General features: G+C 38.9%; 23 protein-coding genes. 19 read left to right on the top strand and 4 right to left on the bottom strand.

Annotated elements, in window-relative coordinates; all coding sequences use genetic code 11:
• Positions 1-19: 19 nt before the first annotated feature.
• Complete coding sequence (locus DSM03_RS00575; RefSeq protein ID WP_128761434.1) at positions 20-1051, top strand: hypothetical protein; 1032 nt, start codon at positions 20-22, stop codon at positions 1049-1051.
• A gap of 117 nt (positions 1052-1168) precedes the next feature.
• Entirely contained in the window at positions 1169-3154 is a 1986-nt protein-coding gene (dnaG, locus tag DSM03_RS00570) for a DNA primase (protein ID WP_128761433.1), read from the top strand.
• On the opposite strand, the gene DSM03_RS00565 is transcribed toward dnaG, so the two are convergent.
• Positions 3151-3789, bottom strand: a complete 639-nt coding sequence (locus tag DSM03_RS00565; protein WP_128761432.1) for a response regulator — start codon at positions 3787-3789, stop codon at positions 3151-3153. The two genes, dnaG and DSM03_RS00565, sit on opposite strands and share 4 nt — an antisense overlap.
• A 97-nt stretch (positions 3790-3886) precedes the next feature.
• Positions 3887-4675 (bottom strand): NAD(+) synthase, encoded by a 789-nt coding sequence (gene nadE, locus DSM03_RS00560; RefSeq protein ID WP_128761431.1) that lies wholly within the window; start codon positions 4673-4675, stop codon positions 3887-3889.
• Between the two features lie 85 nt (positions 4676-4760).
• Here nadE and gldB point away from each other — a divergent pair, with 85 nt between their 5' ends.
• The 3 genes from gldB to DSM03_RS00545 are packed head-to-tail and all read left to right on the top strand — an operon-like array spanning position 4761 to position 6471.
• The gene (gldB, locus tag DSM03_RS00555; RefSeq protein WP_236638840.1) at positions 4761-5741 is read left to right on the top strand and encodes a gliding motility lipoprotein GldB; all 981 of its coding nucleotides are present in this window, start codon (positions 4761-4763) and stop codon (positions 5739-5741) included.
• 11 nt (positions 5742-5752) lie between these two features.
• Positions 5753-6076, top strand: a complete 324-nt coding sequence (gldC, locus tag DSM03_RS00550; RefSeq protein WP_128761429.1) for a gliding motility protein GldC — start codon at positions 5753-5755, stop codon at positions 6074-6076.
• A 26-nt stretch (positions 6077-6102) separates the two neighbouring features.
• Positions 6103-6471, top strand: coding sequence for a GTPase (locus DSM03_RS00545; protein WP_128761428.1), 369 nt, complete (start codon positions 6103-6105; stop codon positions 6469-6471).
• On the opposite strand, the gene yihA is transcribed toward DSM03_RS00545, so the two are convergent.
• A complete protein-coding gene (gene yihA, locus DSM03_RS00540; RefSeq protein ID WP_128761427.1) occupies positions 6458-7066 on the bottom strand; it encodes a ribosome biogenesis GTP-binding protein YihA/YsxC in 609 nt (202 codons plus the stop codon). The two genes, DSM03_RS00545 and yihA, sit on opposite strands and share 14 nt — an antisense overlap.
• Positions 7067-7077: 11 nt before the next feature.
• Positions 7078-7842 (bottom strand): alpha/beta fold hydrolase, encoded by a 765-nt coding sequence (locus DSM03_RS00535; protein WP_128761426.1) that lies wholly within the window; start codon positions 7840-7842, stop codon positions 7078-7080.
• 256 nt (positions 7843-8098) lie between these two features.
• Here DSM03_RS00535 and DSM03_RS00530 point away from each other — a divergent pair, with 256 nt between their 5' ends.
• The 14 genes from DSM03_RS00530 to DSM03_RS00465 all read left to right on the top strand — a co-directional run bounded on the left by DSM03_RS00530 (position 8099) and on the right by DSM03_RS00465 (position 24360).
• Entirely contained in the window at positions 8099-8572 is a 474-nt protein-coding gene (locus DSM03_RS00530) for a division/cell wall cluster transcriptional repressor MraZ (RefSeq protein ID WP_128761425.1), read from the top strand.
• Complete coding sequence (gene rsmH, locus DSM03_RS00525) at positions 8559-9455, top strand: 16S rRNA (cytosine(1402)-N(4))-methyltransferase RsmH (RefSeq protein WP_128761424.1); 897 nt, start codon at positions 8559-8561, stop codon at positions 9453-9455. Before DSM03_RS00530 ends, rsmH begins: the two co-directional genes overlap by 14 nt.
• 6 nt (positions 9456-9461) lie before the next feature.
• Positions 9462-9779, top strand: a complete 318-nt coding sequence (locus tag DSM03_RS00520) for an FtsL-like putative cell division protein (RefSeq protein ID WP_128761423.1) — start codon at positions 9462-9464, stop codon at positions 9777-9779.
• Positions 9780-9786: 7 nt separating this feature from the next.
• Positions 9787-11778 (top strand): penicillin-binding protein, encoded by a 1992-nt coding sequence (locus DSM03_RS00515; protein ID WP_128761422.1) that lies wholly within the window; start codon positions 9787-9789, stop codon positions 11776-11778.
• Positions 11775-13238 carry a UDP-N-acetylmuramoyl-L-alanyl-D-glutamate--2,6-diaminopimelate ligase gene (locus DSM03_RS00510; protein ID WP_128761421.1) on the top strand — a complete coding sequence of 488 codons (1464 nt, stop codon included), beginning with the start codon at positions 11775-11777 and terminating at the stop codon, positions 13236-13238. Before DSM03_RS00515 ends, DSM03_RS00510 begins: the two co-directional genes overlap by 4 nt.
• A 33-nt stretch (positions 13239-13271) precedes the next feature.
• Positions 13272-14504, top strand: a complete 1233-nt coding sequence (mraY, locus tag DSM03_RS00505; RefSeq protein WP_128761420.1) for a phospho-N-acetylmuramoyl-pentapeptide-transferase — start codon at positions 13272-13274, stop codon at positions 14502-14504.
• Positions 14505-15839 carry a UDP-N-acetylmuramoyl-L-alanine--D-glutamate ligase gene (gene murD / locus DSM03_RS00500; RefSeq protein WP_128761419.1) on the top strand — a complete coding sequence of 445 codons (1335 nt, stop codon included), beginning with the start codon at positions 14505-14507 and terminating at the stop codon, positions 15837-15839.
• Positions 15840-15850: 11 nt separating this feature from the next.
• A complete protein-coding gene (locus DSM03_RS00495; RefSeq protein WP_128761418.1) occupies positions 15851-17053 on the top strand; it encodes an FtsW/RodA/SpoVE family cell cycle protein in 1203 nt (400 codons plus the stop codon).
• Between the two features lie 20 nt (positions 17054-17073).
• Complete coding sequence (gene murG, locus DSM03_RS00490) at positions 17074-18165, top strand: undecaprenyldiphospho-muramoylpentapeptide beta-N-acetylglucosaminyltransferase (RefSeq protein WP_128761417.1); 1092 nt, start codon at positions 17074-17076, stop codon at positions 18163-18165.
• A gap of 4 nt (positions 18166-18169) precedes the next feature.
• Entirely contained in the window at positions 18170-19519 is a 1350-nt protein-coding gene (murC, locus tag DSM03_RS00485) for a UDP-N-acetylmuramate--L-alanine ligase (protein WP_128761416.1), read from the top strand.
• Entirely contained in the window at positions 19516-20232 is a 717-nt protein-coding gene (locus tag DSM03_RS00480) for a cell division protein FtsQ/DivIB (protein WP_128761415.1), read from the top strand. Before murC ends, DSM03_RS00480 begins: the two co-directional genes overlap by 4 nt.
• A gap of 3 nt (positions 20233-20235) precedes the next feature.
• The gene (ftsA, locus tag DSM03_RS00475) at positions 20236-21576 is read left to right on the top strand and encodes a cell division protein FtsA (protein WP_128761414.1); all 1341 of its coding nucleotides are present in this window, start codon (positions 20236-20238) and stop codon (positions 21574-21576) included.
• 95 nt (positions 21577-21671) lie between these two features.
• A complete protein-coding gene (gene ftsZ, locus DSM03_RS00470) occupies positions 21672-23741 on the top strand; it encodes a cell division protein FtsZ (RefSeq protein ID WP_128761413.1) in 2070 nt (689 codons plus the stop codon).
• Between the two features lie 169 nt (positions 23742-23910).
• The gene (locus DSM03_RS00465) at positions 23911-24360 is read left to right on the top strand and encodes a GatB/YqeY domain-containing protein (protein ID WP_128761412.1); all 450 of its coding nucleotides are present in this window, start codon (positions 23911-23913) and stop codon (positions 24358-24360) included.
• The last annotated feature ends 45 nt before the right edge of the window (positions 24361-24405 follow it).

The following is a 24405-nucleotide window of genomic DNA, read 5'->3' as shown; positions in this document are numbered from 1 at the left end:
TGAAACTAAATCAAAAATTATGAGAACGTTACTACTATTATTAATTGCAGGTATCAGTTTATTACCTGCAAAAATCAGTGCTCAAACCACTAAAAAACAAGAGACTGTTTTAGAATTACAAGCCCAGAAAGAACAGGTAATTCTTGATGAGAAAGAAGCATTAAAAATTGAGGTTATAACGATTAACAAGCGCCAAGAAAATGGGGAGTTAACTGCAGAAGAGGCATCGATTTTAAAGAAAGAAGCTGCAAAAAAGCATGCCAGAAATATAGAAGATAAACTGGCTATTTTAGAAAGCAAAATAGATCTTCTGGAGCGTAATGAGGATTTTGAAGATGATTCTTTTTTCGGGATTTTTATAGGTGATGAAAAGCTGAGTTTGGGAAGCGATAAAAGAGAAGTGGTTTACGATCGTCGCACAACTTCAGATATCGTGTTGGCTATAGGTTTTAATAATGTTTTAATTGAAGGGCAGTCTCTTAACGACTCACCTTATAAAATAGGAGGCAGTCGTTTTTTTGAATTGGGTCTGGCTTGGAAAACCCGCGTGTTTACAAACTCTAACTTTCTTCGATTGAAGTATGGATTTAGTTTTCAATTTAATGGGTTAAAATTAGATGATAATCAATATTTGGTTGAGCAGGGCGATCAGACGGTTCTAGAAGCGTTTCCGTTAAATCTTGATAAATCAAAATTCAGAATGGATCATTTGGTTTTTCCTGTTCATTTTGAATTTGGTCCTTCAACAAAACATACCGGTGACAACTACTTTAGATACTCAACAAGAAATCAGTTTAAAATAGGATTGGGTGGTTATGCCGGCTTCAATCTATTGACTATTCAAAAGCTGAAATATGAAGAAAATGGCGATGACCGCAAGGATAAATTCAAGCAGAATTTTAACACTAATAATTTTATTTATGGTGTGAGTGGTTATGTCGCTTTTGGCGATACCGCGCTTTATGTGAAATATGATTTAAATACCATCTTTAAAAACAATCCGATAGAGCAACGCAACATTTCTGTAGGTTTGCGTTTTGATATGGATTAACTTTGGGAGCATATACTAACAAGAAATGTAAGACCTGCACGTGTAATCTCGTGCAGGTTTTTTTATTGTAGTAAATTTGCAAACATTCTTTTTTAATATTTAGCAAACAGCACTAATTTGATCTCTAAAACCACTATAGATAATGTTTTTGAAACCGCTCGGGTAGAGGAGGTTATTGGAGATTTTGTTCAGTTAAAAAAATCAGGCTCTAACTTTAAAGGCCTGAGTCCGTTTACAGATGAGCGCTCTCCCAGTTTTATGGTTTCCCCGGTAAAACAGATCTGGAAAGATTTCTCAAGCGGAAAAGGAGGGAATGCGGTTGCTTTTTTAATGGAGCACGAGCATTTTACTTATCCTGAAGCCATAAAATATTTGGCAAAAAAATACAATATAGAAGTAGAAGAGACCGAGCAGACAGACGAGCAGAAAGAGCAGGCTAATGAGCGGGAGAGTATGTATGTGGTTTCTGAGTTTGCTAAAGACTATTTTCATAAAACGCTACTAAATACTGAACAGGGAAAAGCCATTGGGCTTTCTTATTTTAAAGAGCGTGATTTTTCTGAAGATACAATAGAGAAATTTCAGTTGGGGTATTCTCCTGATACGTGGGATGCCTTTACATCAGAGGCAATTCGTAAAGGTTACAAGTTAGAGTATTTAGAAAAAACCGGACTTTCTATCGTAAAAGAAGAGAAGCAGTTTGATCGGTTTAAAGGTCGCGTAATGTTTCCCATTCAGTCGTTGAGTGGAAGAGTTCTGGGTTTTGGAGGCCGAATTTTGACTAACGAAAAAAAAGCCGCAAAATACTTAAATAGCCCGGAGAGTGATATCTATCATAAATCTAAAGTGCTTTACGGTATCTATCATGCCAAACAAGCTATTGCAAAGGAGGATAATTGTTTTTTAGTAGAAGGTTATACTGATGTTATACAGATGCATCAATTGGGTATTGAGAATGTGGTTTCTTCTTCAGGTACGGCGCTTACACCAGAGCAGATAAGATTGATAAACCGTCTTACGCCTAATATCACTGTTTTATTTGATGGGGATGCAGCCGGGCAGCGAGCTTCGATACGCGGGATTGATTTGATTCTTGAACAGGGAATGAACGTGAAGGTATGTAGTTTCCCCGAAGGGGAAGATCCTGACAGCTTTTCTCGAAAGCATACTTTAACCGAAGTTGAAGATTTCTTAAAAGAAAATGCTAAAGATTTTATTCAGTATAAAGCTTCCCTATTGGTAAAGGAAGCGCAAGGTGATCCGGTTAAAAAGGCAGGGCTTGTGCGTGATATGGTAGAAAGTATCGCTAAAATTCCTGATGTTATTAAGCGGGAAATCTATGTGCAAGAATGTGCGCGTATTATGGATATCACTGAAAATGTTCTTTTTAATACGCTGGCGCAAATACGCAATAAAGGAAAAAAAGATGTTGTAAAAGAAGAGAAGCCGAAAGCTAGCGGTAACGGGGAAATGGTTGCGCTAAAAAATGAGGAGAAAGTTAAGTTTCGCAGACAGTATGAACTGGAGCAAAACATCATTAAACTACTGATTACTTTTGGTAAAGAGCCAGTCGAATTTTTAGATCTAATGATTGAGGAAGACGAGGAGGGAAACCTTGTTGAAAAAGAAGTCAAGCGGGAGCTTATTATCTATGAGAAAATCTACTTAGATCTCCAGGAGGATGAAGTGGAGTTTGCTAATGAAGATTTTCAGAATATTTATCCCGTTTTAATTGAGCATTTAACACGTGAAGAAGGCGAGATTAAATTAGATCAACTTGGGCAGACCCTTGATCCTGAAATCATGGGTAAAATATCTTCTATAGCTTTTGAACCCGAAAGACACACCCTTCACAAATGGGATACTCACGAGATTTATGTAAAATCTTTAAAAGACAATTCAGGATTGGAAACTGTTCAAACGCTTTTGAACTTGCGTCATTTTTTAATACAAAGTAAAATGTCAGAATTTGGAGAGCAGCTAAAATCTGGTGAGCTTCCTGAAAATGCTAAAGAATTTATGGAAGAGTATAAAGATTATAAGACGCTTGAGGTTCTTATTGCAAAAAAGCGCAATCTGGTGATTATGCCATTTATGCGTTAAAGATCTGAAGTCTGTAAAAGTCTCGCTTGTTGAATCAATTCTGCAAGACTACTCGCATCTAGTTTTTTAAGTAAGCGTGTTTTGTAAGTGCTTACCGTCTTCTCATTAATGTCTAATGTCTCTGCAATATCTTTATTACGCTTGCCAGAAGAAAGCAAGTTGAGTACTTCGGTCTCGCGTGTAGAAAGTTTCTTGTATTTATAAGCAAGAGAATTGTTCTTAGAAGGATCAGAATTAGAAAGCATTTCAACAAGGTCGTTGTTGAGATAAATTCCGCCTCGGGCAACCTGTAGCATTGCTTTAAGAACCACGTCTGTATCTGCAGTTTTCCCCACATAACCCATTGCTCCGGCTTTTATGGCACTTAGGGCATACATCCCTTCAGGATGCGTGCTAAAAACCATGATTTTAATTCCGGCAAATAATCTGCGTAATTCTTTAATGGCAGAAAGGCCTTGCAGATTAGGCATATCTATCTCCATAACTACAAGATCAGGCACCTGCTGTTCTAAAGACGGGATGAGGTCATCTCCGTCTGTAACAACATCAGTAATCTCGTGTTGTATGTCTTTTAAGAGGTGAGCTAACCCATCTATAACGATGGGATGGTGATCTGCTATTGTAATCGTAATCATAGAGATTAAATGTCTTTAGCTTTCTAAATTAATATGATTTATGCTAATTGCAAATGGTTTTCGCTGTAACAATAAATTTAAAGGTTAAACGAACATTTTATTTTAATTCTGCCGGTATTTCGCAAACAGGAATTGGCTCCATTTTGTGTTTGTTGGCATTATTATAGTTTTTGTAAATTGTAAATATCTGCTGCTGGCGACCTTCAAAGTCTGTTGCGATTTTACCTTTTTCATCTTCAAGCATTGCCCATTCTAGTTCATCGTAGGTTGCTCCAATTTGATCTTCATCACTGCGGTCATCGCCCCAGAGGCCATCTGTAGGTTTAGCAACTTGTATGCTTTCAGGAACGCCAAGTTCTTTAGCGATAGCATAAACTTCACTTTTCATTAAATCTGCAATAGGGCTTAGATCTACACCGCCATCACCATATTTTGTATAAAAACCTACGCCAAAATCTTCTACTTTATTACCTGTACCAGCAACCAGATAACCGTGTAGGCCAGCAAAGTAATACAGTGTACTCATACGTAATCTAGCACGTGTATTAGCAAGACTTAACTCTAAAGTAGGGTTTGCGTCTGCAACTGGTAAAGTTCCTTTAAAGGTCTCAAAAGTTTCCGTAAGATCAACGCGCACATCTGAAACATTAGCAAAACGCTTTTTTAATTGAGCGATATGTTCCTGAGCGCGAGTAACGTGACTCTCCGGTTGATGAATAGGCATTTCTACGCACAAGACGCGTAAACCGGTTTTAGCACAAAGGCTAGACGTTGTGGCGCTATCTATTCCGCCGCTAACACCTACAACAAAACCTTTAATGTTTGCGTTTGTAGCATAAGATTTTAACCAGGTTACAATGTGATCGATTACTTTTTCGGTTTGCATAAGAAACAGAATTTATAGTTTGTAAATACTACCTTTGCGGCGCAATTTTATGATCGTGAATTTACTAAAATTTAAAAAGTTAATCGTGAGTAGAGTGGGGTTAGTTCGTGTATTTGGCTTTTTTTTAGGGCTTCTTGCATTTTTAATGTCTGGCTGTAACGATGATGCAAAATTACCTGAAGAAATTTCTCAGATTCCTATAGACCTAAAAGTAGCGCGCTTTGATCAGAAATTTGCTGCGGTAGATTCTTCAGGCTTAGATGATTTGATTCGTGCATATCCTTTTCTTTTTCCAGAAACTTATACGCGTGAATTTTGGGCTGAAAAAATAAAAGATACGATTCAACTTGAATTGAATAAAGAGGTTGCGCAAGCTTTTCCAGATTTTGCCGAAGAACAAACTGATCTTGAAACTCTGTTTAAACATATCAAATATTATTATCCCAAAACGTCTATCCCAGAGGTGATCACGATTACTTCTGATGTAGCTTACCGTACTCCGGTGATTCTTACAGATAGCCTGTTGATTATTGGATTGGATAATTATCTAGGTCCTGAGCATCATTTTTATGATGGAATACAGCGGTTTTACACGCAAAATTTTAGAAAAGAACAGCTTGATGTTGATGTTGCGGATGTTTTTGTGGCTAAATGGGTTAGAAGAAATGGGGGGCGTAGATTTCTTGATGAAATGATTTACCATGGAAAACGACTCTATATGATAGAGCAGTTATTGACGCTAAAAGACAAGAATGAAATAATTGGGTACACTCCGGCGCAATACGACTGGGCAATTGCTAATGAAGTTGATATCTGGAAATATTTTATAGAAAACGAATTGCTTTTTGATTCAGATAGTAAGTTGTTAAGCAGGTTTATCAATCCGGCACCTTTTTCGAAATTCTATTTGTCTTTTGATAATGATAGTCCCCCGCGATTGGGTCGCTATATAGGCTGGCAAATTGTAAAAAGTTATATGCAGCGCAATAATATACCTTTGCAAATGCTGCCGGGTGAAACCAGTGATGAGATTTTTAAACAAGCCAATTATAAACCCCGTAAATAAAAATACAGTTGATGAAAACTGAAATTGAATTAAGTATAGAATTAGATGAGAACCGTGTTCCTGAAAAGATATCGTGGAACGCTCCAGATGGTGGTGTTTCTCACGAACCTGCAAAAGCATTAATGCTTTCGCTTTGGGATCACAACAAACAAGAGGCGGCTCGCATTGATCTGTGGACAAAAGATATGCCGGTTGATGAGATGAAAGTATTCTTTCACCAGACTTTAGTAAGCATGGCAAACACATTTAAGCGTGCTACTGATGATGATAAAATGACTGCGACAATGCTGGATTTCTGCGATTATTTTGCTGAAAAATTAGAGTTGAAAAAATAATATTATTTCAATAAATCTTTCGGAATGTGAAGAAATTAATCTTTGTTTATAACGCGCATTCCGGAAGGTTTAACGCCCATCTTGATAGTCTTCATAAAGTTTTGAGTCCCGCTACTTATAGTTGCAAACTTTGTAAATTAACGCATGGGATTTTTCGTGAGCGAACATCTTGGAAAACTTTTCGGGAAAAAAGTAGTTTTGAAATGGAATTCTTACATAAAGATAAATTCCTTAAAAAATATAATTCATTAGAATATACAAAGCTGAATTTTCCAGTAGTATTAAAGGAAGATGATAATAATATTGAATTATTTCTAGCTAAATCAGATTTTGACCATTTGAAAACTGAAAAAGATCTGATAACAGAAATTGAACGAAGGACTAAGCTTCTTTAAGTTGCTCGTTAATCTGATCGATGTAGTTTAAAATGTCATCTTTGCCAGTGCTGTTAGAAGCGCTACTTATAAAGTAATTAGGCATTTCTAACCAAGCTCCTGCCAATAATTCTTGTTTGTAATTTTCAATATTGCGCTCAAGAGCTTTTGGTTTCAATTTATCTGTTTTGGTAAAAATGATTGAAAATGGAATTTGCTTCTCACCTAAATACTCCATAAACTCTTTATCAATAGACTGCGGTTCATGCCGGCAATCTATAAGAACAAATGCAGAAACTAATTGTTCGCGTTCTTCAAAATACTGCGTAATAAATTTTTGAAATTCTTTTTTAACCTTTTTGGAAACGCGTGCATAACCGTATCCTGGTAAATCGACCAAGTACCAACTTTGATTAATTATAAAGTGATTGATAAGTTGTGTCTTACCCGGTCTCCCTGAAGTTTTTGCAAGGTTTTTACGATCGGTAAGCATATTTATTAAACTAGACTTCCCTACGTTAGAACGTCCAATAAAAGCATACTCAGGCATTTTATTTTTTGGACACTTGGCTACATTAGAATTACTAACTAGAAATTCTGCAGATTTAATATGCATAACAAAAGGTGTTATATGTTACGTGATTTGAGCCAGTCAGAAAGAATTTCATTAAACTCTTGCGGGCGCTCCATCATCGCAGCGTGACCACATTTGTCAATCCAAAACAAATCAGAATCGGGTAAAAGTTTGTTGAAATCTTCGGCTACTTCAGGAGGGGTTACATTGTCATTTCGACCCCAAATGATACACGTTGAAGTTTTCATCGTGGGGAGGTCTTGTGCCATATTGTGACGTATAGCGCTCTTGGCAATGGCAAGTGTTTTAATGAGTTTATTGCGGTCGTTTACAGTCTCATAAACTTCATCTACAATTTCTTTAGTTGCAACAGCTGGATCGTAAAAAACGTCTTCGGCTTTCTTTTTGATATACTCATAATCACCGCGTTTAGGGTAACTCTCACCCATTGCACTCTCGTATAAACCAGAACTTCCTGTGATAACTAAAGCTTTCATCACTTCGGGATAAAGTTTTGCGTGATACAAGGCAATATGCCCACCTAGCGAGTTTCCTAAAAGTATTACTTCTTTAAAGCCTTTCAGCTTGATAAAGTCGTTAAGGTATTTAGCAAATGTTTTAACGCCGGTTTTAATAAGCGGCATTGAGTAAAGAGGGAGCTCAGGAATTACAATTTTATATCCCCTTTGCGAAAAATGGTCTGTGACTTCATCAAAGTTGCTCAGGCCACCCATCAATCCGTGAAGAATAACTATAGGGGTTCCCTCGCCAACTTCTAAGTAGGTGAACTTTCCCTCGGTTTTTAATTGGTGCTTCATAATTATTGGTAGGCAAGAGGCTTTGCCACAAATATAGACATTTAGAGCAAATTGAAAATCTAAAAATGCTTTAGTCTGTCAAGCTTTACTCAGCCTAAGCTAACAAGAGGTTTTGAGACAGGCTACTAACTCAATGTTAAGGTTTTCTCAATAATTAACAAGTGGTAAGACTTATCAACAAAGTGGTATAAAGTGGGAGGATGTGGTAATAAATTCTATATATTTGAAGTTATAATATCTAAAACCTACTGTATTCGTGCTCAGTCTAATAGGGACATACGAGTGTAAAGTTGACGCCAAAGGCAGGCTCATGATGCCGTCTGCGTTAAAAAAACAGCTTGCAAAAGAGTTGCAGGAAGGGTTTGTTGTAAAGCGATCGGTCTTTAATTCTTGTTTAGAATTGTGGCCGATGTCTGAGTGGGATGTGATGATGAAAAAAATTAATGGACTCAATCGCTTCAATAAAAAAAATGTGGATTTCATACGCAGGTTTACTGCAGGTGTAAAGCTAATTGAAGCAGATGCTTCTGGAAGATTGTTAATTCCAAAAGATTTGCTTGCTTTTGCTTCGATAGTAAAAGATATCGTTTTGACTTCCGGAGGAAATATAATTGAGATCTGGGATCTCGTAGCTTATGAAGTTGCGGTGAGTGATAACGACGGAGACTTTGCAGCGCTTGCAGAGGAGGTGATGGGTGATCAAAATGACGTGCCAGATGGATTATCATAACCCGGTATTGTTAAAAGAAACAGTAGATGGTCTGGCGATTAAGTCAGATGGTGTTTATGTGGATGTCACTTTTGGTGGTGGTGGTCACTCGAGAGAGATTTTAAGACGTCTTGGTGAAAATGGAAAGTTGTTTGCTTTTGATCAGGATAAGGATGCGCTAGAAAATGCGATTGATGATCCTAGATTTACATTGATCAATGAGAATTTTCGCTTTGCGAAACGCTTTTTGCGTTTTTATGGCGCTGCGCAAGTGGATGGAATATTAGGAGATTTTGGAGTTTCGTCGCATCAATTTGATGTTGCAGAACGTGGTTTTTCAACCCGGTTTGAGGCGAAGCTAGACATGCGTATGAATCAAGGGAATAAGCTTTCTGCGTATAATGTTGTAAATGAGTATACCGAAGAGGATCTGAGTAGGGTCTTGTTGCAATATGGGGAATTGAGAAGCGCGCCTAAAATAGCCAGAACCTTGGTTTCGCTTCGTAAAGAAAATCCTATTGAGACTACAGAAGATTTAAAAGTGGCTTTAAAGCCCTTTTTGCCGGCTAATCGAGAGCACAAGTTGTTGGCTCAGATCTATCAGGCAATTCGTATTGAAGTGAATCAGGAGCTTGAGGTTTTAAAAGAGTTTTTACAGCAAACCGAAGAGATGCTCAAGCCTGGCGGAAGATTGAGTTTGATCTCGTATCACTCTTTAGAAGACAGGTTGGTTAAGCGCTATATACGTAACGGTCTTTTTGAAGGGGAGCCGGAGAAAGACATTTTTGGAAACTTTAGTGTGCCGTTTAAGAAAGTAGGCGGACTTATAGTTCCTGGTAAAGAAGAAATAAAAATGAATAACAGGGCGCGCAGTGCGAAGCTGCGTGTGGCAGAGAAATTATAATAGGCTTTGAAAGAAGGAATTTATAACATACTTAAAGGAAGATTTCTTTTTAGCGATGATGCTATGAAGAACTGGCGTATGATTCTGTTTCTGTCTTTTTTAGCGATAGTAATGATTGGGAGCTCACACAGTGCAGATAAAAAAGTGCATTTGATCTCTCAATTGAATGCAGAGGTTAAAGAGCTGCATAGTGAATTTGTAGATACGCGTCTGGAGGCGCGACGTCTCAAAATGGAAACGGTCGTAACTAAGCAGGTTGCACAACAAGGGTTGGGGCCTTCTCTTACTCCGCCCAAAAAAATTAAAGTAACAAAAACACCTTAAGTTCAAAATGGCTACCAGCGAAAAGAACATATTGAACCGGATGTATTTAGTGGCAGGAGGTATGTTCCTCTTCGCCCTGTTTGTTGCGTTTAAATTATGCAACATTCAGTTGGCAGAAGGTGATAAGTATAAAGAGCTTGCGGAGGCACGTACAGAGCGCATGTTTACCATACCGGCAAACAGAGGTAATCTTTATGCGGGTGATGGCAGCTTACTGGCAACATCAGTTCCTAAGTACGATGTTCGTTTTGATGCTTTAGCTCCAAAACAAGCAGATTTTGAGGAGAATATTCAGGGGCTTGCAAAAGGCTTGTCTGAGCAATTAGGAAAACCGGTAGCTCATTATACTGAAGTTTTACGTAAGGCCCGAGTAAATAAGAATCGCTACTTGCTTCTGGCGCGTAATCTGGGATATTCAAAATATTTAGCAATTAAAAAGTTGCCGCTCTTTAATAAAGGGCCTTATAAAGGAGGGATTATAACAGAACAGCGTACCGTACGTGAACATCCGTTAGATAAAATAGCAGAGCGTACTATAGGTTACGATAGGTTAACGGAACATGGAAGGTATAGTGAAGCTGGTTTAGAAGGTGCTTTTGGTCCTTATTTAAGAGGTAAAGAAGGCCATCGTTTAAAACAACGTATTGCTAAAGGTCAGTGGAAACCTATTGGAGACGATAACATAGTGGAGCCACAAGATGGTTATGATGTTATTTCTACTATAGATGTGAATATTCAGGATATAGCACATCACGCTTTATTAGAGTCTCTTGAAAAATTTGAAGCAGATCACGGTTGTGTGGTGGTGATGGATACGAAGTCTGGAGAAGTTAAAGCGATTTCAAATCTCGGTAGAACCGAAGATGGCGGATATTATGAAGATAGAAATTATGCGGTTTACGAGTCGGCTGAGCCAGGCTCCACTTTTAAGCTGATGGCGATGGTTGCTGCGCTTGAAGATCGTGTGATCGATACAACAGATATAATTGATACCGAAAATGGCCGCGTGCGTTTTTACAACCGTACGGTTTATGATTCGCACTGGGGAGGTTATGGTAAGATCTCAGCGGCTCGTGCTTTCGAGCTTTCTTCAAATACCGCTTTCGCGAAAATGATAAATGAGGGGTATAAAGATGATCCGAAGCGTTTTTTGAAGCGACTGTATAATATGGGGCTCAATGATAAGCTGGGCTTAGAAATCAAAGGAGAAGGAAGTCCTAGATTTCCATATCCCGGTGATGCAAACTGGTACGGTACAACCTTGCCGTGGATGGCTTTTGGGTACGGTGTTTCATTAACACCTTTGCAGACCTTGACCTTTTATAATGCTATTGCCAATGATGGAGAGATGGTGAAGCCGCGTTTTATAAAAGAGATCAAGAAATGGGATGTTTCTATACAAAAATTTGAGAAAGAGGTGATCAATCCGGCGATTTGTTCGCAAACGACGATTGATAAAGTTCAGGATATGATGAAACACGTTGTGGAACGTGGTACCGGTAATAATATTTACTCAAAGAATTTTTCAATGGCAGGTAAAACAGGGACCTGTCAAACAGAATACTGGAAAGAGGAAGGTAAATATATCGCATCTTTTGCAGGCTATTTTCCTGCGGAAAACCCAGAGTATTCCTGCATTGTGGTAATTCATAAGCCAAACAAGAAAATAGGTTACTACGGTGGAACTGTAGCAGGCCCGGTATTTAGAAAAATAGCCCAGAAAATATATAGCGATACTCCGGTAATTGATGAGGTGAAACTTGCAGAAGCTAACCCGGAAACTGTGGAGCAGGATTTTGAAACCTATTTTGAAAAGGCTCAAAATGCAGAGAAAACCATTCCTAATGTTAGGGGAATGTCTGGGATGGACGCGATTTCTTTATTAGAAAATTTAGGACTTCAGGTTGAATTTAAAGGAAACGGGAAAGTGAAATCTCAATCTTTACAAGCCGGGCAAAAGATAAGTAAGAATCAAAAAATCATTTTACAACTGTCGTGATTTTATTAAAAGACATATTGTACAAAGTAACGCTTGAGTCGGTGACGGGTAACCCCGGTGTGCCGGTAAATGCGATACATTTTGATTCGCGTAAAGTAGGTTTAAACGACGTTTTTGTAGCGATTCGCGGCACTCAAAGTGATGGTCATGATTATATAAAAACGGCTGAAGCACAAGGTGCAATTGCTATCATTTGTGAGCAAATGCCAAAAGAGTTTGTAAATGGAATTACTTATGTGCAAACTTCAGATACAGCTCAAGCTCTAGCTTTGATGGCTTCTAATTTTTATGAGAACCCCTCAGAGAATTTAAAACTGGTGGGGATTACAGGTACTAACGGTAAAACTACAATTGCTTCATTACTGCATCAGTTATTTACAAAAGCAGGTTTTAAAGCGGGGTTGCTTTCTACGGTTAAAATTTTAGTGGGAGATGAAGAGTTTCCGGCAACGCATACCACGTCAGATTCGTTAACGATAAATAAGTATCTGGCAAAAATGAATGAAGCCGGAGTGGAGTATTGTTTTATGGAAGTGAGTTCTCACGGTATTCACCAGAAGCGTACAGAGGGTTTGCAATTTGAAGGTGGGATTTTTACCAATCTGAGTCACGATCACCTGGATTATCACGAGACTTTTGCGGAATATAGAGACGTTAAAAAATCATTTTTTGATAAGCTGCCTAAAACGGCTTTTGCGCTCACGAATGTTGACGATCGTAACGGCCAGGTAATGTTGCAAAACACACAGGCTAAAAAGTACACGTATGCTTTGAAATCTTTTGCAGATTATCGCGCTCAAATTTTAGAAAACCAACTTACTGGTTTATTGCTGAAGGTTAACGATCAGGAAGTTTGGGTAAAACTTATAGGCTCATTTAACGCCTATAATGTTTTGGCTATTTATGCTGCAGCAGAACTTCTGGGGTTAACACAGCTCGAAGCGCTTCAGTATTTGTCAGAATTAACGAGTGTGAGCGGCCGTTTTCAGTATTTGATTTCTTCAAAAAAGATAACGGCGATTGTTGACTATGCACATACTCCTGACGCTTTAAAAAATGTGTTGGAGACGATAAATGATATTCGTACAAAAAATGAAGAACTCATTACTGTTGTGGGGTGTGGAGGAGATCGAGATCGTACAAAACGTCCAAAAATGGGAAAGATCGCTGCGGCCTTGAGTACCAAAGTGATTTTCACGAGTGATAATCCACGTAGTGAAGATCCGGAATTGATTATAGAAGAAATTGAAAAAGGTGTTGAGCCTTTAGATTATAAAAAGACTCTTTCTGTTACCTCGCGCAAGCAGGCGATAAAAACCGCTTGCCAGATGGCATCAGAAAATGACATCATCTTAATAGCCGGTAAGGGTCATGAGACTTATCAGGAAGTTAAAGGAGAGCGTACCGATTTTGATGATTTTAAGATCGTAAAAGAACTATTAATTGAGCTAAATAAATAAGGCAAAACGCAGAGGCGTAAAATAAAAATTTAGATGCTGTACTACCTTTTTGAATATTTAGAACGTACCTACAATTTTCCGGGTGCTAGCTTATTTGGCTTTATCACCTTTAGGGCGGCGATCGCCATCTTGATGTCTTTGGCGATTTCTACCATTTGGGGAAAGCGTATCATTTTGTACTTGCAAAAGAAGCAATTAGGTGAGTCTATACGCGATTTGGGTCTTGAAGGTCAGGTGGAAAAAGCGGGTACACCTACAATGGGTGGTTTGATTATTATTCTGGCGACTTTAATACCGGTTTTTTTACTAGCCAGGCTCGAGAATATTTATGTGATCCTACTCATTGTAACCACACTTTGGATGGGTGCGATAGGCTTTATGGATGATTTTTTAAAAATCAGAAAGAAAAACAAAGAAGGCTTGCAAGGCAAGTTTAAAATATTTGGTCAGGTAGGGCTTGGAATCATTGTGGGAGCAACTATTTTCTTTCACCCGGGAGTGACGATAAAAGAAGAGTTAGCAAATAAATCACCGCAACAAGAACAGCTGTTAGATAGTAATGCTAGAGAATTTTCTAAAGAAGAGAAAGCATTAACTACAACCATTCCTTTTGTAAAGAATAACGAGATAGATTACACCATTTTAGTAAGCTGGTTGGGAGATGATTATGTGAAATATGCTTGGTTGCTGTTTATACCCATTGTGATTTTTATTGTGACAGCAGTATCAAACGGAGCAAATCTAACTGATGGTATAGATGGTCTCGCGGCGGGTTCTTCAGCAATAATTGTGTTGACACTTGGGATTTTTGCCTGGGTATCGGGTAATATCATTTTTAGTGATTACCTCGATGTTATGTACATCCCAAGATCTGGTGAGATGGTAATATTTATTACTGCATTTGTTGGAGCGCTTGTAGGTTTCTTGTGGTACAACACCTATCCGGCGCAAATATTTATGGGTGATACGGGGAGTTTGACTATTGGGGGAATTATCGCGGTAATCGCAATTGCAATTCGTAAAGAATTACTGATACCTATTCTCTGCGGGATCTTCTTTATGGAAACCCTTTCGGTAATGCTGCAGGTGAGTTGGTTTAAGTATACAAAAGCAAAAAGCGGTGAAGGCAGACGTATTTTTTTAATGTCGCCCTTACATCACCACTATCAGAAAAAGGGGATTCACGAAAGTAAGATCGTAACCCGATTTTGGATTGTAGGTATTCTACTGGCTATCATCACTATTGTCACTCTAAAAGTTAGATAGATGAAGCGGCTGGTGATTTTGGGTGGTGGAGAGAGCGGAATAGGAACCGCGATTTTAGGTAAAAAGCAGGGATTTGAAGTTTTTGTTTCTGATTTCGGGAAGATAAAACCAAAATACCTCGACGTTCTTAAGGATTATGAAATTGAATGGGAAGATGGCGGTCATACCGAAGCTAAAATTCTCAATGCAGATCTTGTGATGAAAAGTCCGGGGATTCCTGATAAAGCACCGCTCATAAAAAAGTTGGTAGAAGCGGGAGTTTCTGTGATTTCTGAGATTGAATTTGCAGCGCGATATACAAAAGCTATACTCGTTGGGATTACCGGTAGTAATGGTAAAACAACGACTACAATGCTGGTGGCGCATATGCTGAAGCAAGCGGGTTTAAAAAGCGTAGCTGCAGGTAATATAGGTGACAGTTTTGCAAAATGGGTAGCGGTAGATGATCAGGATTACTATGCGTTAGAGATTAGTAGTTTTCAGTTAGATGGTATAGAGCGTTTTGCGCCGAATATCGCGATTCTAACCAATATTACGCCAGATCACTTAGATCGCTACGAGTACAAATTTGAGAATTACATTCGGTCTAAATTCCGCATAGCGGAAAATCAAACCGAAGATGATTACCTCATTTATGATGCAGACGATGCTGTGATTACAGAGTGGTTAGAGCAGCATCCGGTGCGGTCACAATTGATGCCTTTTTCAATTTCACAAAAACTAAAAAAAGGAGCGTATTACGCTCAAGAAGAAATTAATATAATAACTGACGATACAACGATGACGATGTCAACAAAAAATTTGGCGATTAAAGGGGTTCACAACACTAAGAATGCGATGGCAGCTTCAACAGCTTCTAAGTTGCTTAGTATTCGTAAGACGACGATTAGAGAATCTTTAGAAGGCTTTCAGGGTGTTGAACACCGCCTAGAGCAGGTCTTGAAGATCAATAATGTGTCTTATATCAACGATTCTAAGGCCACAAATGTAAACGCAACTTTTTATGCGCTAGATAGTATGAACGCTCCTACAGTTTGGATTGTAGGTGGTGTTGATAAAGGAAATGACTATAAAGACTTGTTTCCCTTAGTAAATGAAAAAGTAAAAGCGATCATTTGTCTGGGTGTAGATAACGCAAAGTTGATGCATCATTTTTCAGGAATGGTAGAGACCATAGTTGAAACACAATCTATGTCTGAAGCGGTTAAAATCGCCTACAAACTTACGGGAAAGGGAGATAATGTTTTGTTGTCACCAGCCTGTGCGAGTTTTGATCTTTTTGAAAATTATGAAGATCGTGGCCGTCAGTTTAAAGAAGCAGTTCGCAATTTATAAAGATCAATTAGTTGAGTAAGACCAAAAACATATTTACCACATTAAAAGGAGATCGGGCGATCTGGGCGATTACTGCCTTTTTAGCTTTGTTCTCGTTTTTGCCGGTTTTTAGTGCGAGTAGTAATCTTGCCTACTTATATGGAAATGGGGATACGCTTCCTTTTTTGGTACGCCATTTTATGCATTTGGTATTAGGTTTTGCAATCATTTATGGGGTGCATAAAGTGCCTTCACATTATTTTAAAGGCTTATCTATAATAGGAATCCCTATTGTGTTCATTTTGCTTTTAATCACAATGGCGCAAGGGACAACTATTGATGGTGCCAACGCGAGTAGATGGATCAAAGTTCCGTTTGTGGGAATCACGTTTCAGACCTCTACGTTAGCTTCTGTAGTGTTGATGATTTATATCGCGCGCTATCTGACAAAAATTAAAGATAAAACGATAACCTTTAAAGAAAGTATTCTTCCGCTTTGGGTGCCTGTAGCTTTGATTTTGGGCTTGATACTTCCTGCCAACTTTTCAACCACTGCGATCATTTTTGTAATGGTTTTGACACTGGTTTTTATGGGAGGTTATCCATTAAAATATATAGGGATTATCGTTGCGACCGGTCTACTGGCGCTCACGCTGTTTGTGCTCGCAGCAAAAGCATTTCCGGGAGTGTTTCCAAACCGTGTGGATACCTGGATGAGTCGTATAGATAGTTTTGCGGATGACGAGGACAGTGAAGGTGATTATCAGATCGAAAAAGCAAAAATAGCAATTGCTACAGGAGGTTTAACAGGATTGGGTCCCGGTAAAAGTGTTCAGAAAAACTTCTTGCCACAGTCATCTTCAGATTTTATTTATGCAATCATTGTTGAAGAATGGGGATTGATAGGCGGGCTGATGTTGTTATTGATGTACTTGCTTTTATTGTTTAGAATACTCGTTGTCGCTAATAAAGCAACTACTGTTTTCGGAAAGTTGGCAGCCATCGGTGTTGGGTTGCCCATCATTTTTCAGGCATTGATCAATATGGCTGTTGCTGTAGAGCTATTTCCGGTGACAGGACAAACCTTACCATTGGTAAGTAGTGGGGGGACTTCAATCTGGATGACATGTTTGGCGATAGGAATTGTGTTGAGCGTAAGTGTCAAACGAGAAGAAGTAAAAGCGAAGGAGGAAGAAGAGATGAACCCGCTTGATATTTTAAGCGAAGCGATTTAATAGAATTTATATAAGGCAATTTGAAGAATTACAAATTCATACTATCAGGCGGCGGAACCGGGGGACATATTTACCCCGCGATTGCGATTGCAGATGCACTCAAAGAAAAATTTCCGAAAGCGGAATTTCTTTTTGTGGGTTCGCAAGATCGTATGGAGATGGAGAAAGTTCCTAAAGCGGGTTATAAAATTGAAGGGCTTTGGATAGCCGGTATTCAACGAAAGTTGACGTGGTCAAATCTGATGTTTCCGTTTAAGTTGATAAGCAGCCTGTTTAAATCGGCTACGATCATTCGTCGTTTTAAACCTGACGTTGTTATAGGAACTGGTGGTTTTGCAAGCGGGCCTTTATTGGAAATGGCGACCCGTTATAACGTACCGGCATTGATTCAGGAGCAGAATAGTTTTGCAGGAATAACCAATAAACTGTTGGCTAAAAAAGTGCAAAAGATTTGTGTGGCTTACGATGGGATGCAACAATTCTTTCCGCAGGAAAAAATTATAAAAACCGGAAATCCCGTGCGACAGGATTTGATTTTTATTGATCAGAACCGGGAAGAAGCCTTGACTAAATATGGTTTAAAGCCTCAAAAGAAAACACTTTTGATTCTGGGAGGAAGTCTTGGGGCACGTGCGATAAATAAATTAATAGACCACGAATTACAATTTATCTTAGATCAAAACGTACAGGTTATCTGGCAAAGTGGTCAATTGTATTTTGAGGAATACAAAACGCACAGTAAAACCGAAAACGTACAGGTCTTACCGTATATAGATACGATGAATTTAGCCTATGCTGCTGCAGATATTATAATAAGCAGAGCAGGTGCAGGTTCTGTATCTGAATTAGCATTAGTAGGAAAGCCGGTGATTTTTATTCCGTCTCCTAATGTAGCTGAAGATCATCAGACCAAAAATGCAGAAGCTATCGTAGAAAAAGATGCGGCGATACTTTTAAAAGAAAAGGAATTAGAAAACCGGTTTGAGGAGATCTTTAAAGAGTTGGTTGAAGATGAAGAGCGGCAAGCAATTTTAGGAACCAATTTTAAAAAAATAGCATTACCTCAGGCAACGCAACAAATTGTGAACGAAGTAGAAAAATTATTGAAGTAATACCTTGAATAACCTAAACAACATATCACATATATACTTTATCGGCATTGGCGGTATTGGGATGAGTGCACTGGCGCGGTATTTTTACGCGGCAGGCAAGCAGGTTTCGGGTTATGATAAAACAGCTTCAACGATTACTGAAGGTTTAACTGATTTAGGAATTGATATTTCGTTCCGGGATTCAATTGAAGATGTTCCTTCAACATATAAAAATAAAGAAAATACACTGGTGGTTTATACGCCGGCAGTGCCTAAAAATCACAGTGCATATCAGTATTATTTAGCCGAAGGTTTTTTGGTTAAAAAGCGCGCAGAGGTTTTGGGTTGGTTAACGCAGCAGAAATACTGTTTGGCTGTTGCCGGGACTCACGGTAAGACAACAACGAGTGCCATGCTGGGACACCTTATGGCTTCGTGTGATTTACCGGTTACTGCATTTTTAGGCGGTATTGCAGAGAATTACCAGAGTAATTTGATTCAGCAAGGAGAAGAGATTGTAGTGGTTGAAGCAGATGAGTTTGATCGCTCCTTTATGCAGCTGTTTCCTAATATAGCAGCGATCACTTCCATGGATGCTGATCACTTGGATATTTATGGAGATGCCGAAGCTTTACAACAAAGTTTCCGGGATTTTGCGGCTCAAGTACAAGAAGACGGAGTGCTGTTTGTAAAAAACGGTTTACCGCTAGATGGAATAACAATAGGCTTAGAAGATGAGGCTGTGTATGCAGCTTTAAATATAAAAATAGGAAATGGCGCTTATCATTTTGATTTAAAACATCCTGATGGGCTGCTTAAAGATTTAGTGCTTAACCTGCCAGGTAGACATAATTTGTCTAATGCGATTACGGCTTTGGCAATGGCTTTACAGTACGGCTGCCCTGCCGATAAGCTTGCCAAAGCACTATTCGCATTTAAGGGTGTTAATCGCAGATTTACCTATAGAATTAAGACAGACGACGAGGTTTTAATTGATGATTATGCGCACCATCCCACAGAGATTGATGCGGTGCATAGTGCGGTGCGTGAGATGTATCCTAACAAGCGAGTGTTAGCTGTTTTTCAGCCCCATTTGTATAGCAGGACACGAGATTTTATGCAGGATTTTGCAGCGAGTTTAGCGCAGTTTGATGAGTTGTTGTTACTCGATATTTATCCAGCTAGAGAAGAACCTATTGATGGGATAACGTCTCAAAAGTTGTTGGGCTTGATTCCTCTTACGCGAAAAGAAGTCGTGACGAAAGCAGTATTGCAAGAAAAAATGGAGGCTTCAAAGGCGAGCATAAAAGTGATGATGGGTGCAGGAGATATTGGAGAAGAGATTTTAAAAATAACCAAAAATCTGAAGCGATGAAGATTAATTGGTTTTACATAAGAATGATTGGTTTAGTCTTAGTGACTTTGCTTTTGGTTGCTTTTTCGCATCGGCGTAATGCACAACGAACTGTAAAAGATGTATCCGTGCATTTTGAGGCGGGTGCCAACCTTTTTATAACCGCTGAAACGGTTGATAAATTGTTGATACAAAATGAGAAAGCCCTCGAGGGACAGGTTAAAGAAATTCTAGATTTGAATAAGCTTGAAGAGCTGTTAGATTCCCATGCGATGATCGCTGATGCAGATGTTTACCTCACGCTAGATGGAGTCGTAGGAGTAACAGTAAAACAAAGAAAACCTCTTGCGCGGGTACAGGCTCAAAAACCTTTTTATATAGATGAGCAGGGAGCTGCAATGCCTTTGTCTTCTAATTATTCAGCACGGGTGCCTATTATAGATGGTTTGCAGAACGACCAGATTGATGAGGTATACCCACTTTTAAATTATATACAACAAGACCCGTTGCTTGCAAAACAAGTGGTGGGGATTTCTAGAAATAGAACTGGTGATTACAGTTTAACTCCACGGGTTTTAAACTATAAAATCAAATTAGGTAAGGTTAAAGATCTGCAAAGCAAGTTTGCAAACTACAAAGCCTTCTACCAGAAAGCGATTAAAGACAATAGTCTCTCGGCATACAAAATCGTTGATTTACGATTTGATGGTCAGGTTGTAGGGACAAAAATTTAAGTTATGGAGCAGAAAGACATAGCAGTAGGACTTGACATTGGTACAACCAAAATTGTTGCCATGATAGGGCGCTACAACGAGTACCATAAATTAGAGATTCTGGGTATCGGAAAATCTAAAAGTCTTGGTGTGCACAGGGGGGTGGTAAATAATATTACCCAAACCATACAGTCTATACAGCAGGCGGTGCAAGAAGCAGAAAGTGTTTCGGGAATGAAGATTGAAGATGTTGTTGTAGGTATTGCTGGTCAGCACATACGCAGTTTGCAACATAGCGATTACATCACACGGGCAGATGCAGATCAGGTTATAGGTCCTAAAGACATAGATATGCTTTGTAATCAGGTTCATAAACTGGTGATGCTTCCGGGTGAAGAGATTATACACGTACTTCCACAGGAGTATAAAGTAGATGGTCAAGCCGAAATCACACAGCCTATCGGGATGTATGGTGGCCGTCTTGAAGCGAATTTCCACGTAGTGGTAGGGCAGGTGAGCAGTATTAGAAATATAGGTCGTTGTGTAAAAAGCGCAGGTCTTAATCTTGATAAGATAACCTTAGAACCTTTAGCTTCTGCTAATGCCGTTTTAAGTCAGGAAGAAAAAGAGGCGGGTGTTGCTTTGATTGATATTGGAGGGGGGACTACAGATCTCGCTATTTTTAAAGATGGAATCATTAGACATACAGCTGTGATCCCATTTGGAGGTAATGTGATTACTGAAGATATCAAAGAAGGTTGCAGTATTATCGAAAAGCAAGCTGAACTGCTTAAAATAAAATTCGGTTCTGCCTGGCCTGGAGAAAACAAGGATAATGAAATTGTTTCAATCCCGGGATTACGCGGTAGAGAGCCTAAAGAAATAACCTTAAAAAACCTTTCAAAAATCATTCACGCACGGGTCGTTGAGATTGTAGAACAGGTTTATCTCGAGATCAAAAATTATGGTCATGAGGAGCAGAAAAAGAAATTAATTGCCGGGATTGTGCTAACGGGAGGTGGGTCACAATTGAAACACCTTAAGCAACTTGTAGAATACATAACAGGTATGGATACGCGTATAGGATATCCTAATGAGCATTTAGCAGGAGACAGTGATTCAGAAACTACGAGTCCGCTTTACGCGACTGCAGTAGGTCTCGTGATGAATAGTCTCGAGCACCGTCCAGATGAGCCAGAAGCGCAGCAAGACACGGCAATTGTAGAAGAAGAACCTGCACCAGAACCAGAGATAACTTCTGATGATGAGCAGGAAACCGAGCAGCCTAAAGAGAAAAAAGTGCGTAAAAGCATTTTTGATACTTGGGCAGAAAAGTTTAAAGACTTTTTAGACAACGCAGAATAGATTAAAAAAAAAAGAACCGACGAGATGAAGATCTGATTTTTATCTCTGAAATTGAAAAAGAAAACCAATAGCAAAAACCGGTAAAACGAAATATTATGAGCAACACAGATTTTGAAAACATCTCGTTTGATTTACCAAAAAATCAGAGCAACGTAATTAAGGTAATTGGCGTAGGCGGTGGTGGTAGCAATGCCATCAATCATATGTTTAGCCAAGGGATTAAAGGTGTAGACTTTGTGGTCTGCAATACAGATTCACAAGCATTAGAAAACAGTCCTGTACCTATACGTATTCAGTTGGGTGTGAGCCTGACAGAAGGACTAGGAGCAGGAGCAAACCCAGAAGTGGGAGAAAAGGCTGCTATAGAAAGCTCAGAAGACATCAAACAGATGTTGGGCACCAACACTAAAATGGTTTTTATTACTGCCGGGATGGGTGGAGGTACCGGTACGGGAGCTGCACCTGTGATTGCTAAAATGTCAAAAGAGATGGATGTGCTTACCGTAGGTATTGTGACAATCCCGTTTCAGTTTGAAGGTAAGATGCGTAACGAGCAGGCTCAGCTTGGTGTAGAAAGATTGCGTTCTCATGTAGATTCTCTTATTGTTATAAACAACAATAAACTACGTGAAGTATATGGTAATCTTGGTTTTAAAGCAGGTTTTAGCAAAGCAGATGAAGTACTTGCAACTGCATCTAGAGGTATTGCAGAAGTTATAACACATCACTATACACAAAACATTGACCTTAGAGATGCAAAAACAGTTTTAAGTAATAGTGGTACTGCAATTATGGGTAGTGCTAATGCAAGCGGTGGCAGTCGTGCTCAGGATGCCATTAGAAAAGCATTAGACTCTCCATTATTGAATGATAATAAAATTACAGGAGCCAAAAACGTATTGTTGCTTATCGTTTCGGGAACCGAAGAAATTACAATTGATGAAATAGGAGAGATCAACGATCACATCCAAGATGAAGCCGGTCACAGTGCTAACATCATTATGGGTGTAGGTGAAGAAGAAAGCTTAGGCGATGCGATCTCGGTAACCATTATTGCTACGGGTTTTAATGTAGAGCAGCAAAATGAGATCGTTAATACCGAAACAAAAAAGATTATCCATACACTTGAAGACGAGCAACGTGCGCAACACGATCTTTCTCCCAAAAGTACTGGTGGAAAATTGAATTTTGACACTGCTCCAAAAAAAGAGGAGTCTGAACCGGAAGTTAAACCTATTGTACATACACTAGATGATAGTGATGATCCTATGGATCTGATGGTAAATAAACCGAAGCCTGAAGCAAAAAAGCCGCAAGCTGAAGTGAAAAAAAATCAGATGAATCTTATACCTACTACAGATCTCATTAGAAATCTTCAGGTGGTTTATGAGGAAGTTCTTGATTATACCAGCTATGAAGAGGTAGAAGACACTTATGTAGATGAAGATGACTTCAAAATTGTAAGTGTAGAAGATCCTGCAGATGAGCCACAAATAAATCTTTTTGATCAGGAGGAAGAAGAACAATTTACATTGTCTTTTGATCTTCCCTTAAATGATTCAACCCCAGAAAAGTCAGAAAAGAAAGAGTTTCAGCATAAGAAACCAATTGAAAAATCTGAAGAGGAAGAAGTCGTTTACAGTTTAGATGATGATATCAACGAGATAGAGGTGAATAATCCTGTAGAAATTGTTTCGATTACCGAAGTGAATGAAAAAGGAGAAAAGCGTTACAGTCTGGATGATTACATGGAAATGGAAGATCATTTAAATACTGCTAAACCAGCACAGAAAGCACAACCTCAACCTAAAGTGAAAGAAGAAGAAATTGCTTTTGAGCATAAGGTTGTAGAACCCGTTAAAAAGGAAGAAACAGGAGTCAGTGAAGAGGATGAGAATCCTATGAATACGCCAATTTCTCAATTGCTTACAGAACGTGCGGCAGAGCGCAGACGTATGATGAAGGAGTTTAACTACAAATTTCATAACAATCAGTCGCGTATAGACGAGATAGAAAAGCAGCCTGCTTATAAACGTATGGGAGTAAATCTAGATGAAAATCCAAATGCGAAGGGTAATATCTCTCGCACTTCATTGAGTACAGATGAAAATGATGAGATACAATTGCGTAGAAACAATTCATTCTTACATGATAATGTCGATTAGTTAGTAAAAATCAGACGTAGAAAGGCCGGTGGTGAGAACTATCGGCCTTTCTTTTTTTTGGATAGATTTAGATTTGTTATAAAAAATTCTGAGCTTTTATTTTGATTAAATATGTGGTGTTAAAAGCTTATTTTGGCTATATTCGCTCTCCGAAAAAATCAATGAGGTCATGAGTTTACAGACAGAGGTTATGATAGCTATGAAAGCTGCAATGAAGGCAAAAGATCAAAATGCCTTAGCATCTTTACGAGCAGTAAAATCTGCTATTTTGACTGCTCAAACCGAAAGTGGAGCTGCAGCAGAGTTGTCTGAAGATGATGAGATAAAATTGCTTCAGAAATTGGTAAAGCAACGCAAAGATAGCGCTGTAATTTATCAGGAGCAAGGTCGTGAAGAAATGGCTGAGGAAGAGTTGGCTCAGGCGTCTGTAATAGAGCAATTTTTGCCAGAGCAACTTAGTGAAGAAGAGATAGAAAAAGTTGTAGTTGCCATTATCGAAAAGACCGGCGCAAGCGGAATGCAAGATATGGGGAAAGTGATGGGAATGGCCTCTGGCGAACTAGCAGGTAAAGCAGATGGTAAAACCATTTCTACAATAGTTAAAAAGAAATTAGCTTAGCTTTAAGCAAAATAGACAGGTTTTCAGTCCTGTTGTAAAACTGAA

The organism is Leeuwenhoekiella aestuarii, from assembly GCF_004104055.1.
Taxonomy (GTDB): domain Bacteria; phylum Bacteroidota; class Bacteroidia; order Flavobacteriales; family Flavobacteriaceae; genus Leeuwenhoekiella; species Leeuwenhoekiella aestuarii.
This window is presented reverse-complemented; position numbering and strand designations above follow the sequence as displayed.